Origin of the sequence: Streptomyces sp. NPDC050674 (assembly GCF_040654575.1) — a bacterium.
Lineage (GTDB): Bacteria > Actinomycetota > Actinomycetes > Streptomycetales > Streptomycetaceae > Streptomyces.
The window spans coordinates 1-14,860 of the sequence record NZ_JBFAIG010000019.1; the positions used below are offsets into that span (position 1 = coordinate 1).

The 14,860-nt window shown below is 70.2% G+C and carries 15 protein-coding genes; 7 read left to right on the forward strand and 8 right to left on the reverse strand.

Features of this window, described 5'->3' with window-relative positions:
* Positions 1-376 precede the first annotated feature (376 nt).
* Positions 377-1,018 carry a DNA-3-methyladenine glycosylase gene (locus tag AB0I06_RS27460; protein ID WP_363121505.1) on the reverse strand — a complete coding sequence of 214 codons (642 nt, stop codon included), beginning with the start codon at positions 1,016-1,018 and terminating at the stop codon, positions 377-379.
* Between the two features lie 146 nt (positions 1,019-1,164).
* Here AB0I06_RS27460 and AB0I06_RS27465 point away from each other — a divergent pair, with 146 nt between their 5' ends.
* From AB0I06_RS27465 to AB0I06_RS27475, 3 genes are all read left to right on the forward strand, one after another.
* Complete coding sequence (locus tag AB0I06_RS27465) at positions 1,165-1,947, forward strand: sporulation protein (protein ID WP_363121506.1); 783 nt, start codon at positions 1,165-1,167, stop codon at positions 1,945-1,947.
* Positions 1,948-1,987: 40 nt separating this feature from the next.
* Positions 1,988-2,527: a YbhB/YbcL family Raf kinase inhibitor-like protein gene (locus tag AB0I06_RS27470; RefSeq protein ID WP_363121507.1), complete on the forward strand. Its 540-nt coding sequence runs from the start codon at positions 1,988-1,990 to the stop codon at positions 2,525-2,527.
* Positions 2,528-2,737: 210 nt separating this feature from the next.
* Positions 2,738-3,244: an HNH endonuclease gene (locus AB0I06_RS27475; protein WP_363121508.1), complete on the forward strand. Its 507-nt coding sequence runs from the start codon at positions 2,738-2,740 to the stop codon at positions 3,242-3,244.
* Positions 3,245-3,355: 111 nt separating this feature from the next.
* Here the strand turns inward: AB0I06_RS27475 and AB0I06_RS27480 are convergent, their stop codons facing one another.
* From AB0I06_RS27480 to AB0I06_RS27490, 3 genes are all read right to left on the reverse strand, one after another.
* The gene (locus tag AB0I06_RS27480; RefSeq protein ID WP_363121509.1) at positions 3,356-4,312 is read right to left on the reverse strand and encodes an SPFH domain-containing protein; all 957 of its coding nucleotides are present in this window, start codon (positions 4,310-4,312) and stop codon (positions 3,356-3,358) included.
* 132 nt (positions 4,313-4,444) lie between these two features.
* Complete coding sequence (locus AB0I06_RS27485; RefSeq protein WP_363121510.1) at positions 4,445-4,876, reverse strand: NfeD family protein; 432 nt, start codon at positions 4,874-4,876, stop codon at positions 4,445-4,447.
* 94 nt (positions 4,877-4,970) lie between these two features.
* Positions 4,971-5,768: an ABC transporter ATP-binding protein gene (locus AB0I06_RS27490; RefSeq protein ID WP_363121511.1), complete on the reverse strand. Its 798-nt coding sequence runs from the start codon at positions 5,766-5,768 to the stop codon at positions 4,971-4,973.
* Positions 5,769-5,929: 161 nt separating this feature from the next.
* Here AB0I06_RS27490 and AB0I06_RS27495 point away from each other — a divergent pair, with 161 nt between their 5' ends.
* Entirely contained in the window at positions 5,930-6,715 is a 786-nt protein-coding gene (locus tag AB0I06_RS27495) for a hypothetical protein (RefSeq protein WP_363121512.1), read from the forward strand.
* 121 nt (positions 6,716-6,836) lie between these two features.
* Here AB0I06_RS27495 and AB0I06_RS27500 read toward each other — a convergent pair whose 3' ends face one another.
* From AB0I06_RS27500 to AB0I06_RS27510, 3 genes are all read right to left on the reverse strand, one after another.
* Positions 6,837-7,079, reverse strand: coding sequence for a chaplin (locus AB0I06_RS27500; protein ID WP_030852293.1), 243 nt, complete (start codon positions 7,077-7,079; stop codon positions 6,837-6,839).
* A 156-nt stretch (positions 7,080-7,235) separates the two neighbouring features.
* On the reverse strand, positions 7,236-7,877 hold the full coding sequence (locus tag AB0I06_RS27505) for a response regulator transcription factor (RefSeq protein ID WP_361309345.1): 642 nt from the start codon (positions 7,875-7,877) through the stop codon (positions 7,236-7,238).
* Complete coding sequence (locus AB0I06_RS27510) at positions 7,870-9,015, reverse strand: GAF domain-containing sensor histidine kinase (protein ID WP_363121513.1); 1,146 nt, start codon at positions 9,013-9,015, stop codon at positions 7,870-7,872. The genes AB0I06_RS27505 and AB0I06_RS27510 overlap by 8 nt, the downstream gene beginning before the upstream one ends.
* A gap of 236 nt (positions 9,016-9,251) precedes the next feature.
* Here AB0I06_RS27510 and AB0I06_RS27515 point away from each other — a divergent pair, with 236 nt between their 5' ends.
* The 3 genes from AB0I06_RS27515 (at position 9,252) to AB0I06_RS27525 (ending at position 12,060) form a co-directional block, all read left to right on the forward strand.
* Positions 9,252-9,950, forward strand: a complete 699-nt coding sequence (locus AB0I06_RS27515) for an SDR family oxidoreductase (RefSeq protein ID WP_363121514.1) — start codon at positions 9,252-9,254, stop codon at positions 9,948-9,950.
* Positions 9,947-10,990 carry an S-adenosylmethionine:tRNA ribosyltransferase-isomerase gene (locus AB0I06_RS27520; protein ID WP_363121515.1) on the forward strand — a complete coding sequence of 348 codons (1,044 nt, stop codon included), beginning with the start codon at positions 9,947-9,949 and terminating at the stop codon, positions 10,988-10,990. Before AB0I06_RS27515 ends, AB0I06_RS27520 begins: the two co-directional genes overlap by 4 nt.
* A 341-nt stretch (positions 10,991-11,331) precedes the next feature.
* Positions 11,332-12,060 (forward strand): transglycosylase SLT domain-containing protein, encoded by a 729-nt coding sequence (locus AB0I06_RS27525; RefSeq protein WP_363121516.1) that lies wholly within the window; start codon positions 11,332-11,334, stop codon positions 12,058-12,060.
* A gap of 97 nt (positions 12,061-12,157) precedes the next feature.
* On the opposite strand, the gene AB0I06_RS27530 is transcribed toward AB0I06_RS27525, so the two are convergent.
* On the reverse strand, positions 12,158-14,701 hold the full coding sequence (locus AB0I06_RS27530; protein ID WP_363121517.1) for an FHA domain-containing protein: 2,544 nt from the start codon (positions 14,699-14,701) through the stop codon (positions 12,158-12,160).
* Positions 14,702-14,860 lie beyond the last annotated feature (159 nt).

Consider the following 14,860-nt stretch of genomic DNA (forward strand, 5'->3'; position numbering starts at 1 on the left):
GACTTTTGGCACGCTGTTGAGTTCTCAAGGAACGGTCGCTTCCTTTGTACTCACCCTCTCGGGCTTTCCTCCGGGCTTCCCTTCGGTCTTGCGTTCCCGACTCTATCAGATCCTTTTCGATCCGATTCCCTGTCGGCGGGATTTGCCGTTCGGCCCGGGCTTTCGCTCGTCGGCCTTTCGACATTCACTACGTTAGCGGATTCCCCGTCCAACTCATAATCGAGTCTGCCGGCGTCGAATTCAGGCATGCGAGCACGCCGAATTCGCCCCTGCTGAGGGGAGTCGCTAGGTAGTTGGTTTGGCCGCTTCCGGTTGCTGGCGAACGCCATACCCGGCTCAGCGGCTCGGACTACATTACGCACCCCGGCAGGGCACGTCAACTTCGGCGGCGCCTCGGGACATGGGCCCGATACGGGCTCACGGTCGGGTCGTTGGCGACCCAGAAGCGCCAGGGGTGCACGGCCCCGTCACCGCCGACCCCCGTGCGCGGGCCGTTGAGTACCTGGTCGGAGGGCACGGGCGTGCCGGTCAGGATGCGGAGCGGGGTGTCCTCGGTCGTGCACGCGTCCGTACCGTCCAGGGAGCGGTCCACGTTCAGGGCCGTGGCGAGACGGGCCGGTCCTTTGGCCAGTTCCTTGTCGTTGCGGGCCGAGAGCCGACGGGTGCGGGCCAGCTCGGCGCCCTCGATGATCTCGCCGGCGCGGAGCAGGACCGCGCTCGACTTTCCCTCGGGGCCGCAGACCAGGTTCATGCAGAACCACATGCCGTAGGTGAAGTAGACGTACACATGACCGGGCGGGCCGAACATCACGCTGTTGCGGGCCGTGCGGCCGCGGTACGCGTGGGAGCCGGGGTCGTTCTCACCGTCGTATGCCTCGACCTCGGTGAGGCGGAGGGCGATCGGACCGTCCGGGGTGGTGCGGACCAGGATGCGGCCGAGGAGGTCGGGGGCGACCTCGAGGACGGGCCGGTCGAAGAAGTTCCTGGGCAGGGGCGTACGGTCGGGGGTCGCGATCATGCCGTCCGAGGGTACTGGAGACGCGCGGTGCGGCGGGGTGGCCTGCGGGCACCGGCCTTGCCAGGGTGAGGGAAGTGGAACCGGCCACGGCCGGATCGCGTTTACAGGGATCAGGGATCCACCCGTAGTGGGCGAGAGGGAGAGACATGGCGTTCAAGAAGCTGCTCGCGAGCCTGGGGGCCGGCGGGGCTTCGGTCGAGACGGTGCTGCACGAGGTCAACGTCGTCCCGGGCGGCGTCGTCCAGGGTGAGGTGCGGATCCAGGGCGGTTCCGTCAACCAGCAGATCGAGGGGCTCTCGGTCGGGCTGCAGGCCAAGGTCGAGGTGGAGAGCGGCGACCAGGAGTACAAGCAGGACATCGAGTTCACGAAGTCGCGGCTGGGCGGTGCGTTCGAGCTTCAGGCGGGCGCGGTGCACGCGGTGCAGTTCGGGCTCGAGATCCCGTGGGAGACCCCGATCACTACGATCGACGGTCAGGCGTTGCGCGGCATGAACATCGGGGTGTCGACCGAGCTGGAGATCGCGCGTGCGGTGGACTCCGGCGACCTGGACCCGGTCAACGTGCATCCGCTGCCGGCGCAGAAGGCGATCCTCGACGCGTTCATCCAGCTCGGCTTCCGGTTCAAGAACGCGGACATGGAGCGCGGTGTGATCCGCGGTACGCGGCAGCGGCTGCCGTTCTACCAGGAGATCGAGTTCTACCCGCCGCAGCAGTACCGCGGGCTGAACCAGGTCGAGCTGAGCTTCGTGGCCGACCAGAACGCCATGGACGTGGTGCTGGAGATGGACAAGAAGCCCGGACTGTTCAGCGAGAGCAGTGACACCTTCCGGTCCTTCCAGGTGGGTCTGAACGACTACCAGGGCACCGACTGGGCCGCGTACCTCAACCAGTGGCTGTCGGAGGTCGGCAGCAAGCGCAACTGGTTCTAGGCTCGGAGGCGACTGCAAGAAACGATCAGGAGGTACCGAGGTGACCGAGCTCAAGCGGCGGCCGCTCCCCCACGACTTCCATCCGCCCGTCGCGTCGTTCACGGTGACGAGCGAGGACGTCACGGAAGGCGCGACGCTCAAGGACGCTCAGGTCCAAGCGGCCGGCAACACCTCGCCGCAGCTGCGGTGGGAGGGCTTCCCGCCCGAGACCAAGAGCTTCGCCGTGACCTGCTACGACCCCGACGCCCCGACGGGCAGCGGGTTCTGGCACTGGGTGCTGTTCGACATCCCGGCGTCGGTGACCGAGCTGCCGGTGGGTGCGGGCAGCGGCTCGTTCGAGGGTCTGCCGGAAGGCGCGATCCACGCTCGTAACGACTACGGCGACAAGGAGTTCGGCGGGGCCGCCCCGCCGCCCGGGGACGGGCCGCACCGGTATGTGTTCACGGTCTACGCCGTGGACCAGGAGAAGCTCGGTCCGGACGCGGACGCGTCGCCGGCCGTGGTCGGCTTCAACCTGCGGTTCCACACGATCGGGCGGGCCCAGCTGATCGGTGAGTACGAGGTGCCCGCCGAAGGCTGAACCGCCCGCCGGGCGATCCCGGTGTTCACGGGACGTTTGCCCGCTCCTGGTCTTGGAATTGATCAGGAGCGGGCATTTTTGTTGCCGGGGGTCGCGGGGGTTGTCCCCCGTGGGAGCAGCAGATATTGCGTTGTCCATCTCGGCGTGCCCGGCCAGAGTTGATCCCAGCCCGCCAGGGGGTGGGCCGGTGCACACGGGAGGTGGGCTGGTATGCGGGACACGCTGGTACTGAACGCGAGCTTCGAGCCGCTGTCGACGGTGACGCTGAACCGAGCCGTCGTTCTGGTGCTTCAGGACAAGGCCGTCGTCGAGCAGTCCCACCCCGAACTGCGGATGAGGGGAGCCGCGGTCGACATACCGGCGCCGCGCGTGATCAGGCTCTGCCAATACGTGCGGGTGCCGTTCCGAAGACGAGCTCCGTGGTCGCGGCGGGGTGTGCTGGTCCGGGACCGGCACCGGTGCGCGTACTGCGGGAGGCGGGCGACGACCGTGGACCACGTGGTGCCGCGGTCGCAGGGTGGTCAGGACACGTGGCTGAACACGGTGGCCTCGTGTGCGCAGGACAATCACCGCAAGGCGAACCGGACTCCGGAGGAGGCGGGGATGCCGTTGCTGCGGCAGCCGTTCGAGCCGACTCCGGCGGATGCGATGCTGCTGGCGCTGGGTCGTGAGGACTTCGCGGCGCTGCCGGACTGGCTGGCACTGGACGCGGCGTGACCAGTCGCCGTAGGGGCTCAGGTGGTTCCACGGCTTGCGGGTGGTTCGTGGCTTGTCGCGCAGTTCCCCGCGCCCCTTGAGGGGTGCGGGGAAAGTGCGTTGGAGGTGCGGTCAGTCGATGGACGGCTTCTCGCGGCGTTCCTGGGCGGGGACACCGCCGGAGGACGCACCGCCGTTGCCGCCACCGCCGCCCATGCCGCCGAAGTTGCCCATGGCGCCGGACAGGCCCTTGAGGGCGTCGCCGATCTCGCTGGGGACGATCCAGAGCTTGTTGGCGTCTCCCTCGGCGATCTTCGGGAGCATCTGGAGGTACTGGTAGGAGAGGAGCTTCTGGTCCGGGTCGCCGGCGTGGATGGCCTCGAAGACCGTGCGGACGGCCTGGGCCTCGCCCTCGGCGCGCAGGGCGGCGGCCTTGGCCTCACCTTCGGCGCGCAGGATCTGGGACTGCTTCTCACCCTCGGCGCGCAGGATCTCGGACTGCCGGACACCTTCGGCCTGGAGGATCGCGGCGCGCTTGTCACGGTCGGCGCGCATCTGCTTCTCCATCGAGTCCTGGATGGAGGTGGGCGGCTCGATCGCCTTGAGTTCGACGCGGTTGACGCGGATGCCCCACTTGCCGGTGGCCTCGTCGAGGACGCCGCGCAGGGCCGCGTTGATCTCCTCGCGGGAGGTCAGGGTCCGCTCCAGGTCCATGCCGCCGATGATGTTGCGGAGCGTGGTGACGGTGAGCTGCTCGATCGCCTGGATGTAGCTGGCGACTTCGTACGTCGCGGCGCGGGCGTCGGTCACCTGGTAGTAGATGACGGTGTCGATGTTGACGACCAGGTTGTCCTGGGTGATCACCGGCTGCGGCGGGAACGGCACGACCTGTTCGCGCAGGTCGATGCGGTTGCGGATGGTGTCGATGAACGGGACGACGATGTTGAGGCCCGCGTTGAGTGTCCGCGTGTAGCGCCCGAAGCGCTCGACGATGGCCGCGCTGGCCTGTGGGATGACTTGGATCGTCTTGATCAGGGCGATGAAGACCAACACCACCAGAATGATCAGGACGATGATGACCGGTTCCATCGTCGTTCCCCGTGTCCCTTCTCCGCTGCGGCGTCTTCGGCAGATCTTATGGTTGTCGAAGATCTTGCTGGTCGAGTCTGACAGACCGTCGCGTAGCTGGCGAGGAGTTCACTCCAGTTACGTCCTGCGAGGTCACATGACGATCGCGGTGGCTCCTTCGATGTCCACGACGTCGACTTCCTGGCCCACTTCGTAGGCGCGGCCGGTGTCGAGGGCGCGGGCCGACCAGACCTCTCCGGCCAGTTTGATCCGGCCGCCGCCGGCGTCGACGCGTTCCAGGACGACGGCTTGTCTGCCTTTCAACGCGTCCACGCCGGTGGCGAGTTGGGGCCGTTGGGCGCGGTGCCGGTTCGCGATGGGCCGTACCACCGCGATGCCCGCGGTCGAGATGGCGGCGAAGACCACGACCTGCGCGACCGCTCCGCCGCCGAAGACGCCGGTGACCACCGCCGCGGCGACGGCGCCCACCGCCAGCATCGCGAGTTCGGGCATCGCGGTGACCACGAGCGCGATGCCGAGCGCCGCCGCGCCGATCAGCCACCACAGCCATGCGTCGATTTCCACATGGTCATGGTAGGTCCGCGGGCCCTGTCGCCGACAGGGCGCCCGTGGTGCGAAATCCCGTCCTCGTGCCGGGATTTGCTCGGTGGCGGCGGGTTCAGGAGAGCGGGAGGCCCTGGGCGGTCCAGCGGTCGCCCGACTGTTCGACGACGAGCGGGAGGCCGAAGCAGAGGGAGAGGTTGCGGGAGGTGAGTTCGAGCTCCAGCGGGCCGGCCGCCAGGACCTTGCCCTGGCGGATCATGAGGACGTGGGTGAAGCCCGGGGGGATCTCCTCGACATGGTGGGTGACCATGAGCATCGAGGGGGCGATCGGGTCGAGGGCGAGGCGGCCGAGGCGGCGGACGAGGTCCTCGCGGCCGCCGAGGTCGAGGCCGGCGGCGGGCTCGTCGAGCAGGAGCAGTTCGGGGTCGGTCATCAGGGCGCGGGCGATCAGGGTGCGCTTGCGCTCGCCCTCGGACAGCGTGCCGAACCTGCGGTCCAGGTACTCGCTCATGCCGAGGCGGTCGAGGAAGGCGCGGGCGCGCTGCTCGTCGATGTCCTCGTAGTCCTCGTTCCAGGTGGCCGTCATGCCGTAGGCGGCGGTGAGGACCGTCTGCAGGACCGTCTGGCGCTTGGGGAGCTTCTCGGTCATGGCGATGCCGGCCATACCGATGCGGGGGCGCAGTTCGAAGACGTCGGTGCCGGGCCTGCCGAGGGGCTCACCGAGGATGGTGGCGGTGCCCGAGCTGGGGTAGAGGTAGGTGGAAGCGAGGTTCAGGAGGGTGGTCTTGCCGGCGCCGTTCGGGCCGAGGATGACCCAGCGCTCGCCCTCCTTGACCGACCAGGAGACCTGGTCCACCAGAGCCCGGCCCTCACGGACCACGGATACGTCCTGAAGCTCCAGAACATCGCTCATGAGCGCGTTGTCTCCCCTTGCAGTGTGGCCGGTCTCGGCTGTCGCGTAAGCCTGTGGCTCGGTCCGCCGCGCCGGTGGGCGCAGCCCTCCATGAAATCTACGCCACCGCTCGGTCCGGACATTCCCTCGGTCCGGTCCTTGGAGGGTCCTAGGCTGGGGGCATGCTCTCGGAACCACGTGCTGGACGTCTCGCAGCTTGGGGAAATGCCCTTTTGGCCGGACATGTCTCTCCGGATGACGCGGTGCAGGCCGTCGTCGGCGAGGACGCGGTGCACCGGGTGGAGGGGCTGCCGGGTGAGCCGGGGCAGGTCGGGCTGACCCTCGCGCTGGGTCGGCTGCGGACGCTCGGGGTGTCCGGACTGAGGGTGGCGTTGCCCGCGCCGGGGCATCCGCTGGGGCTGAGCGGGCCGCCGGAGTTCAACGCGCGGGCGCTGGAGGCCGAGGAGGCGGTGGTCTGTCACGGGGCCGCCTACGGGCTGGTGCCCGACGTGTACGAGGCCGGACCTGTGGGCGTGCGGGTCGAGGTGGTGTGGCATGTGCTCCCCGTGCGCGAGGCGCCGCCCGCGGATGTGCCGTCGCTGGGCGAGGCGGAGCGGGAGCTGGCGGAGGCCCTGCGGGATGCCACGGAGGTGCTGACGCGGCTGGACGTGGCCGGATCGGGGCCGGTGGCGGAGGCGGCGGTCGACGCGTACCGGGCGCGGGCCGAGCGGGGGCGCGAGGTGCTGGCACCGGGGTATCCGCCGCGGGCGGTACGGGTGCTGGAGCTGGCGCAGCGGGTGGGGGCGCTCATCGCCGTGGCGACGGAGAGCGGGCACGGGGGCGCGGTGAGCGCGTCGGAGATCTCCGCGCGGCGAGAGGCGTTGCGGCCGGTGGAGCGGACGGCTCGGCGGGCTCAGGTCGCGGCGTACAACTCCGTTGTGGAGGAGCGTGAGCGGGGGGTGCGGTGATCGGCTTCTCGGGATGCCCGGGTAACGCGGGTGGCACGACTGCCCGCAGCTGAGCGGACCGGCCTCCCGGGCAGGACCGGGAGGCCGGGGTCACCTCCGGCTCGGAGACGGAGGTGGTGCGTCAGTGGTTGACGGCGAGGTTGCCGAAGGCCGGGTTCAGGATGCCCACGACGTTCACGCTGTTGCCGGACACGTTGACCGGGACGTGCACCGGGGCCTGGACGACGTTGCCCGAGCCGACACCCGGGGAGCCCACGGCCTGGCCGTCGGCGTGCGCGCTGGTGGCGGAGGCCATGCCCGCGCCGGCGGCCAGCAGGCCACCCGTCACCATCGTCACGGCCGCTGCCTTCTTCAGGTTCTTCACTTCTGAGCCCTCCTAGCGATCGCCGCGGCAGGCGCCGCGGCACGCTCTGGAGAACGGCGGAGATCCACTGAGGTTGCGCCATCCGGGGGACGTTCCCACGACAGTATGAATCTCGGTCCGGAACGCAACCTTCCGCGTTGCCCCGGGGTGAGCGTGTCAGCCGGTCACGCCATGGCGGACGGCCCACAGGGCGGCCTGGGTCCGGTCGGCCAGGTCGAGTTTCATGAGGATGTTCGAGACGTGGGTCTTGACCGTCTTCTCGGAGAGGACGAGCGCCCGGGCGATCTCCCGGTTGGAGCGGCCGTCCGCTATGAGACCGAGGACCTCGCGCTCCCGCTCGGTGAGTGAACCGGCCCGCCCGGTGCCCGAGTTGGTCTCCTCCTGGGCGAGCAGGGCGCCGGCCACCTCCGGCTGGAGGAGGATGTGCCCGGCGTGGACCGAGCGGATGGCTCCGGCGAGGGCGTCGGGGTCGACGTCCTTGTAGACGTATCCGGCGGCACCGGCGCGCAGGGCCGGGACCACCGTGCGCTGTTCGGTGAAGCTGGTGACGACCAGCACGCGCGCGGGGTTGTCGAGCTCGCGGAGTCTGCGCAGGGCGTCGACGCCGTCCATGCCCGGCATCTTGACGTCCATGAGGATGACGTCGGGCCGCAGTTCCTCGGCCCGGTCGACTCCTTCGGCGCCGTCCGCCGCCTCGCCGACGACCTCGATGTCGTCCTGCACTTCGAGGAAGGTGCGCAGGCCCCGGCGGACGACCTGGTGGTCGTCGACGAGCAGTACCTTGATTGCGTCAGCCACCGGGGACCTCCATCTCGATCACGGTGCCCTTGCCGGGCGCCGATTCCACGCTCAGCGTGCCGCCGGCGCCGCTCGCCCGGTCCCGCATCGAGACCAGGCCGAGGTGACGGCCGGCGCGGCGGACGACACTCGGGTCGAAGCCGCCGCCGTCGTCGGTGACCCTCAGGACGGCTCCACCGCCGCGGCGCTCCAGGGTCACGTCGACGTGGTCGGCGCCGGAGTGGCGCAGGGCGTTGTGCAGGGCTTCCTGGGCGACGCGCAGGACGGCCTCCTCCTGGGAGGCGGGCAGGGCCTTCACGCCGTGGCCCGCGAAGGTGACGCGGGCGCTGTGGGCGCGGTCCAGGACCTGGATCTGCGTCCGGAGGGTCGCCACGAGGCCGTCCTCGTCGAGGGCGGCGGGGCGCAACTCGACGACCGCGGCGCGCAGTTCGTCGGCGGCCTCGGCGGCGAGGGCCGCCACCTGCTGGAGTTCGCCCTTGGCGCGGGAGGGATCGCGGTCCACCAGGCGGGCCGCGGCCTGGGCGGTCAGGCGCAGCGAGAACAGCTTCTGGCTGACCGCGTCGTGCAGTTCGTGGGCGAGCCGGGAGCGCTCCTCGGCGATGGTCAGTTCGCGGCTGCGCTCGTAGAGACGGGCGTTGGTGAGGGCGATCGCGGCGTGCTGGGCGAGGATGCCGAGCAGTTCCTCGTCGTCCGCCGTGAAGCCGCAACTGCCGTCCGCCTTCGGGCAGTTCTTGTTGGCGAGGAACAGGGCGCCGATGACCTCGTCGCCGTCGCGGATGGGCAGCCCGAGGAAGTCGACCAGGTCCGGGTGGGCCTTCGGCCAGCCCTCGAAGCGGGGGTCCTTGCGGACGTCCGCGAGGCGCTCGGCCCTGGCCTCGTGCAGCATCGCGGCGAGGATGCCGTGCTGGCGCGGGAGGGGGCCGATGGCCTTCCACTGCTCCTCGCTGACGCCGTCGACGACGAACTGGGCGAAGCCGCCGTGGTCGTCCGGGACGCCGAGCGCGGCGTACTGCGCGTCGAGCAGCTCGCGGGCCGAGGCGACGATCGTCTTGAGGACGTCGCGCACTTCGAGATGTCTGCTCATGGCCAGCAGCGCGGAACTCACCGCGGCGAGGCCGGACCGGGGACCGTGACTCATGACCTCACGGTACCGGCGGGCTGTGACAGGGCGGATCGGGCCGGTGGCCGCCTGGTGCCCGGTCGGTGGGCCTAGGTCCCGGGGCCGAGGCCGCAGGACGGCGGGGTGTAGGTCCGCGGGCGCCGGGCCCCTGGCGTAGGGCGAAGGGACGGGCGGATCGCGGCCCGGGTCGGAGGCGTCGCGGGAGGCCCCGTTCCTACGGTGAGGGCAATTCGATCAGGTGGAGGGAGCCGATCATGCCGGTTGCGATCATCACCGGGGCCTCGAAGGGCCTGGGCCGGGCGCTGGCCGAGGCCCTGGCCGGGCGGGGCTGGGACCTGGTGCTCGACGCCAGGGGTGCCGAGGCCCTGGCACAGACGGCCGAGGCGGTCTCGGCGCACGGCACGCGCGTGAGCGCCCTGCCGGGGGACGTCACGAACGCCTCGCACCGGGCGGAGCTGGTGGCGGCGGCCTGGCGACTGGGCGGTGTGGACCTGCTGGTGCACAACGCGAGCGCGCTGGGCGCCGAGCCGCTGGTACGGCTGGCGGAGCTGCCTCTGGAGGGGTTGCGCCGGGCGCTGGAGGTGAACCTGGTGGCGGGGCTGGGTCTGGTTCAGGAGGCGTTGCCGCTGTTGCGGGCCGCGCGGGCGGGCAGCGTCGTCGCGGTCAGCTCGGACGCGGCCGCCGAGGCGTACGAGACGTGGGGCGGGTACGGGGCGTCCAAGGCGGCGCTGGAGCAGCTGGCGGCGGTGCTCGCCGTGGAGGAGCCGGGGCTGCGGGTGTGGGCGGTGGATCCCGGGGACATGGCGACGGACCTGTACGCGGCGGCGGTGCCGGACGACCGGGAGCCGCGGCCCGGGCCGGCCACGGTGGTGCCGGCGTTCCTGCGGCTGCTGGACGAGCGTCCGGTGAGCGGGCGGTACGGGGCCGCGGCCCTGCTGGACGGGGCCCGATGAGCCTGGCGGTGCGGGTACCGGAGGAGCTGTCGGCGCGGGTGCCGGTCGAGCAGCGGGGCCCTGGGCTGGAGCGGGACGCCGTGCGGATGCTGGTGTCGCGGGGCGCCGAGGTGGCGCATCACACGTTCACGGAGCTGCCGCTGCTGCTGCGGGCCGGGGACCTGCTCGTGATCAACACCTCGCCCACGCTGGCGGCGGCCGTGGACGGACGGACCGGGCACGCGCGCGTGGTGGTGCACTTCTCCACGCGCGGGGACGACGGCCGCTGGGCGGTGGAGCTGCGGGAGCCCGACGGGCGGGGCACCACGCGCGCGCGTGCGGGCGGGCCCGCGGGCAGTCAGGTGTGCCTGCCGGGTGGCGTACGGCTGGTTCTGGAGGAACCGCTGAGCGGGCGGGGCGAGCGGCTGTGGTGGGCGCGGGTGTCGGGGCCGGGGATCCCAAAACTGCTGCGGGAGCACGGGCGGCCCATCCGCTACGCCTATACGGAGCGCGATCAGCCGCTGTCCGCCTATCAGACGGTGTTCGCGCTGCCGTCGGCCGACGGGACGGGCAGTGCGGAGATGCCGAGCGCGGCGCGGCCCTTCACGGCGCGGCTGGTGGCGGAGCTGGTGAGCCGTGGTGTGCAGTTCGCGCCGGTCACGCTGCACACGGGGGTGGCCTCGGCGGAGGCGCACGAGCCGCCGTACCCGGAGCGTTTCGCGGTGCCCGGGGCGTCCGCGCGGCTGATCAACGCCGCGCGGGCCGGTGGGGGCAGGGTCGTGGCGGTCGGGACGACGGCGGTGCGGGCGGTGGAGTCGGCGGCGGGAGCCGACGGGGCCGTGCGCGCGTGTGCGGGGTGGACGGATCTCGTCGTCACGCCGGAGCGCGGGGTGCGGGTGGTGGACGGGCTGCTGACCGGGCTGCACGAGCCGGAGGCCTCGCATCTGCTGATGCTGGAGGCGGTCGCGGGGCGGGTGGCGATCGAGCGGGGATACGAGGCCGCGCTCCAGGGCCGGTATCTGTGGCACGAGTTCGGGGACGTGCACCTCGTACTGCGCTGAAGGCCCCTCACATAGAGCATCGCTCGTGCAACGGGCAGTGAAAACGCAGAGGGTGCGATGTGAGCCCGCGCATAGGGCGCACGTCACGTACGAAAGTGCATAGGAGACAAAGCCGCACCTCTTGAGCGGCCCAGACAGTCCAAACTGCCCCGTTTTGCCCCTCCCTGACCACTATCTTCTTTCGTACGTCACACCTTTGCCACGCCATTTTGCGGCCGCTAAGAATTGCTGACGTCGCTCAGCGCCGTGGGTTCACCTCCGCGGCGTTCGTGTCGGAAACACACCGAGTCCAACGCCGGACGCCGAGCGACTCCCGCGCTATTCGAAGAGGTCCACGCAGCATGCCCAAGAACATCTTCAGCCGTGTTCAGAGTCGTAGCCTGACCCGCCACCACAAGATCGCCATGGCCGGTGTCGCCACCCTCGGTGCCGCCGCCATCGGGTTCTCCGCGGTGCCGAGCGGCGCCTCGACGACGACCACGACCGAGGCCGCTCAGCCGGCTGCGGTGGCGTTCAGCAACCAGCAGATCAAGGACGTCAAGGCGAGCGTCACCGACCAGATGGCCGGCGCCAGCCTGAAGGCCGAGCAGATCGCGGCGAAGAAGAAGGCCGACGCCGCGGCCGCCGCCAAGAAGAAGGCCGCCGCCGAGGCGGCGAAGAAGAAGGCCGAGGCCGCGCGCAAGGCCAAGGAGGCCGCGAGCCGCGCCGCCAAGCGCGCCGAGGTCAAGAAGGCCGCCGTCAAGAGCTACCCGAACAACCTGGACGGCTGGATCCGCGAGTCCCTCGCCATCCTGAAGAAGCACGACATCCCGGCGTCCTACGACGGCATCCACCGCAACATCATGCGGGAGTCCTCGGGCAACCCGAAGGCGATCAACAACTGGGACATCAACGCCATCAACGGCATCCCGTCCAAGGGCCTGCTCCAGGTCATCCCGCCGACCTTCGCGCACTGGCACGTCCCCGGCACCTCCTGGGACATCTACGACCCGGTAGCCAACATCACCGCCGCCTGCAACTACGCGGCCGACAAGTACGGCTCGATGGACAACGTCAACAGCGCGTACTGAGGTCGGCGCGGACCTCTCTGACAGCTGGACGAACGCCGAAGGGCGGCACCCTCCTGACGGGGTGCCGCCCTTCGGGCGTGCTGGCGAGAGGCCGCGACTACTTGCGCATGACCTCGGGCTCGTGGCGGCGCAGGAAGCGTGCCACGAAGAAGCCGCAGATCACGCCGAGGACGAGGAGCGCGCCCATGTCCATGGCCCAGGCCCCGGCCGTGTGCTCCCACAGCGGGTCGGTGTCACCGGCCGTCTCGGGCGGGCTGATCTTGTTGAAGTCCAGCGTGGCGCCGGAAGCGGCGACCGCCCAGCGCGACGGCATCAGGAACGAGAACTGGTTGACGCCGATCGAGCCGTGCAGCGTGAACAGGCAGCCGGTGAAGACGACCTGGATGATGGCGAACATCACCAGCAGCGGCATGGTCTTCTCGGCGGTCTTCACCAGCGAGGAGATGATCAGGCCGAACATCATGGAGGTGAAGCCCAGCGCCATGATCGGCACCGACAGTTCCAGCAGCGTGGCACTGCCGAAGACGAGCCCCTCCTCGGGGATCTCGCGGCTGGAGAAGCCGATGACGCCGACCAGCAGGCCCTGGAGCACGGTGATCATGCCGAGCACGAACACCTTCGACATCAGGTACGCCGAGCGGGACAGGCCGGTGGCGCGCTCCCGCTCGTAGATGACCCGTTCCTTGATCAGCTCGCGGACCGAGTTCGCGGCGCCGGCGAAGCAGGCGCCGACCGCGAGGATCAGCAGGACCGTCGTCGCGGTGCCGTTCGGGATGATCCGGCCGGTCTGCGGGTTGACGGGGTTGGGCAGCAGCCCCTTGTCCGCGTCGATGAGCAGGCTGACCGCGCCGAGCACGGCCGGCAGGATCACCATCAGCGCCAGGAAGCCCTTGTCGGACGCGATCACCGAGACGTAGCGCCGGACCAGCGTGACGAACTGGGACATCCAGCCCTGCGGCTTCGGCGGCTTCATCGCCTGCATGGGCGGAACCTGTACGGACTGCGGCGCGACCGCGTCGATGTCCGCGGCGTACATCTGGTAGTGCTGCGAACCCTTCCAGCGGCCCGCCCAGTCGTAGTCGCGGTAGTTCTCGAAGGCGGAGAAGACATCGGCCCAGGTGTCGTAGCCGAAGAAGTTCAGCGCCTCCTCGGGCGGCCCGAAGTAGGCGACCGAGCCGCCCGGCGCCATCACCAGCAGCTTGTCGCAGATCGCCAGCTCGGCCACCGAGTGGGTCACGACAAGGACCGTACGGCCGTCGTCGGCCAGGCCCCGCAGCAGCTGCATGACGTCACGGTCCATGCCCGGGTCGAGGCCGGAGGTCGGCTCGTCCAGGAAGATCAGCGACGGCTTGGTCAGCAGCTCCAGGGCGACCGAGACGCGCTTGCGCTGGCCGCCGGACAGGGACGTGACCTTCTTGTCCTTGTGGATGTCGAGCTTGAGCTCGCGCAGCACCTCGTCGATGCGGGCCTCGCGCTCGGCGCCCGTGGTGTCGGCCGGGAAGCGCAGCTTGGCCGCGTACTTGAGGGCCTTCTTGACGGTCAGCTCCTTGTGCAGGATGTCGTCCTGCGGGACCAGACCGATGCGCTGGCGCAGCTCGGCGAACTGCTTGTAGAGGTTCCTGTTGTCGTACAGCACCTCGCCCTGGTTGGCGGGGCGGTAGCCCGTGAGCGCCTTGAGCAGGGTCGACTTGCCGGAGCCGGACGGGCCGATGACCGCGATCAGCGACTTCTCGGGGACGCCGAAGGAGACGTCCTTGAGGATCTGCTTGCCGCCGTCGACCGTGACGGTCAGGTGGCGGGCGGAGAAGGACACCTCACCGGTGTCGACGAACTCCTCGAGCCGGTCGCCGACGATGCGGAACGTCGAGTGACCGACGCCGACGACGTCGGCCGGACCGAGCAGCTGCGAGCCGCCCTTGGCGATCGGCTGGCCGTTGACGTACGTGCCGTTGTGGGAGCCGAGGTCGCGGATCTCCATGCGGCCGTCGGGCGTGGCGTGGAACTCGGCGTGGTGCCGGGAGACCTGGAGGTCGGAGACGACCAGCTCGTTCTCCAGCGCACGGCCGATGCGCATCACGCGGCCGAGGGAGAACTGGTGGAACGTGGTCGGACTGCGGTCGCCGTAGACCGGCGGCGCCCCCGCGACACCACCGGGACCCTGCTGCTGCGGAATGTGCGCCGCGGCCTGCTGCGGCTGCTGCCAGCCGGCCTGCGGGGCCTGCTGCTGCGGCTGTTGCTGCGGCGGCTGCTGGGCCGGGGCCTGCTGGGCCCAGCCGGGGTTCGCCCCCTGCGCCGCGTACGGCTGCTGCTGGGGCTGGGCCTGCGGCGTGGCGACGGAGGCCGCGGCGCCGGACCCGGACAGGTTCAGGCGCGGGCCGTCGGTCGCGTTGCCCAGGTTGACGGCCGAGCCGGGACCGAGCTCCAGGTGATGGATGCGCTGTCCCTGCACGAACGTGCCGTTGGTGCTTCCGTGGTCCTCGATGACCCAACCGCGGCCGTTGAAGCTGATGGTGGCGTGACGCCAGGAGACCCTGGCGTCGTCGAAGACGACGTCCCCCTGCGGATCACGTCCGAGGGTGTATGCCCTGGACGGATCGAGCGTCCAGGTACGTCCGTTTGATTCCAGTACGAGTTCCGGCACTCCATGCCCCACTGAGTTGTCCCCCGATTTACCCCCGGCATGGGGAGTCTAGGGATGTCGAACATCGGGGGGAACTATTTCAGGAGCTGGCCTCTGACCGAAAGTCGGGCCTTGTGCGGACCGCGTTCGGACGCGTCGGCCGATTCCGTTGACGGGGTT

Excerpts from the sequence above, each read along its gene's own strand:
- AB0I06_RS27520 (WP_363121515.1), top strand. The coding sequence starts at position 9,947 with ATGAGCCTGGCGGTGCGGGTACCGGAGGAGCTGTCGGCGCGGGTGCCG.
- AB0I06_RS27515 (WP_363121514.1), top strand. The coding sequence starts at position 9,252 with ATGCCGGTTGCGATCATCACCGGGGCCTCGAAGGGCCTGGGCCGGGCG.
- AB0I06_RS27490 (WP_363121511.1), bottom strand. The coding sequence starts at position 5,768 with ATGAGCGATGTTCTGGAGCTTCAGGACGTATCCGTGGTCCGTGAGGGC.
- AB0I06_RS27460 (WP_363121505.1), bottom strand. The coding sequence starts at position 1,018 with ATGATCGCGACCCCCGACCGTACGCCCCTGCCCAGGAACTTCTTCGAC.
- AB0I06_RS27465 (WP_363121506.1), top strand. The coding sequence starts at position 1,165 with ATGGCGTTCAAGAAGCTGCTCGCGAGCCTGGGGGCCGGCGGGGCTTCG.
- AB0I06_RS27495 (WP_363121512.1), top strand. The coding sequence starts at position 5,930 with ATGCTCTCGGAACCACGTGCTGGACGTCTCGCAGCTTGGGGAAATGCC.
- AB0I06_RS27525 (WP_363121516.1), top strand. The coding sequence starts at position 11,332 with ATGCCCAAGAACATCTTCAGCCGTGTTCAGAGTCGTAGCCTGACCCGC.
- AB0I06_RS27475 (WP_363121508.1), top strand. The coding sequence starts at position 2,738 with ATGCGGGACACGCTGGTACTGAACGCGAGCTTCGAGCCGCTGTCGACG.
- AB0I06_RS27480 (WP_363121509.1), bottom strand. The coding sequence starts at position 4,312 with ATGGAACCGGTCATCATCGTCCTGATCATTCTGGTGGTGTTGGTCTTC.
- AB0I06_RS27510 (WP_363121513.1), bottom strand. The coding sequence starts at position 9,015 with ATGAGTCACGGTCCCCGGTCCGGCCTCGCCGCGGTGAGTTCCGCGCTG.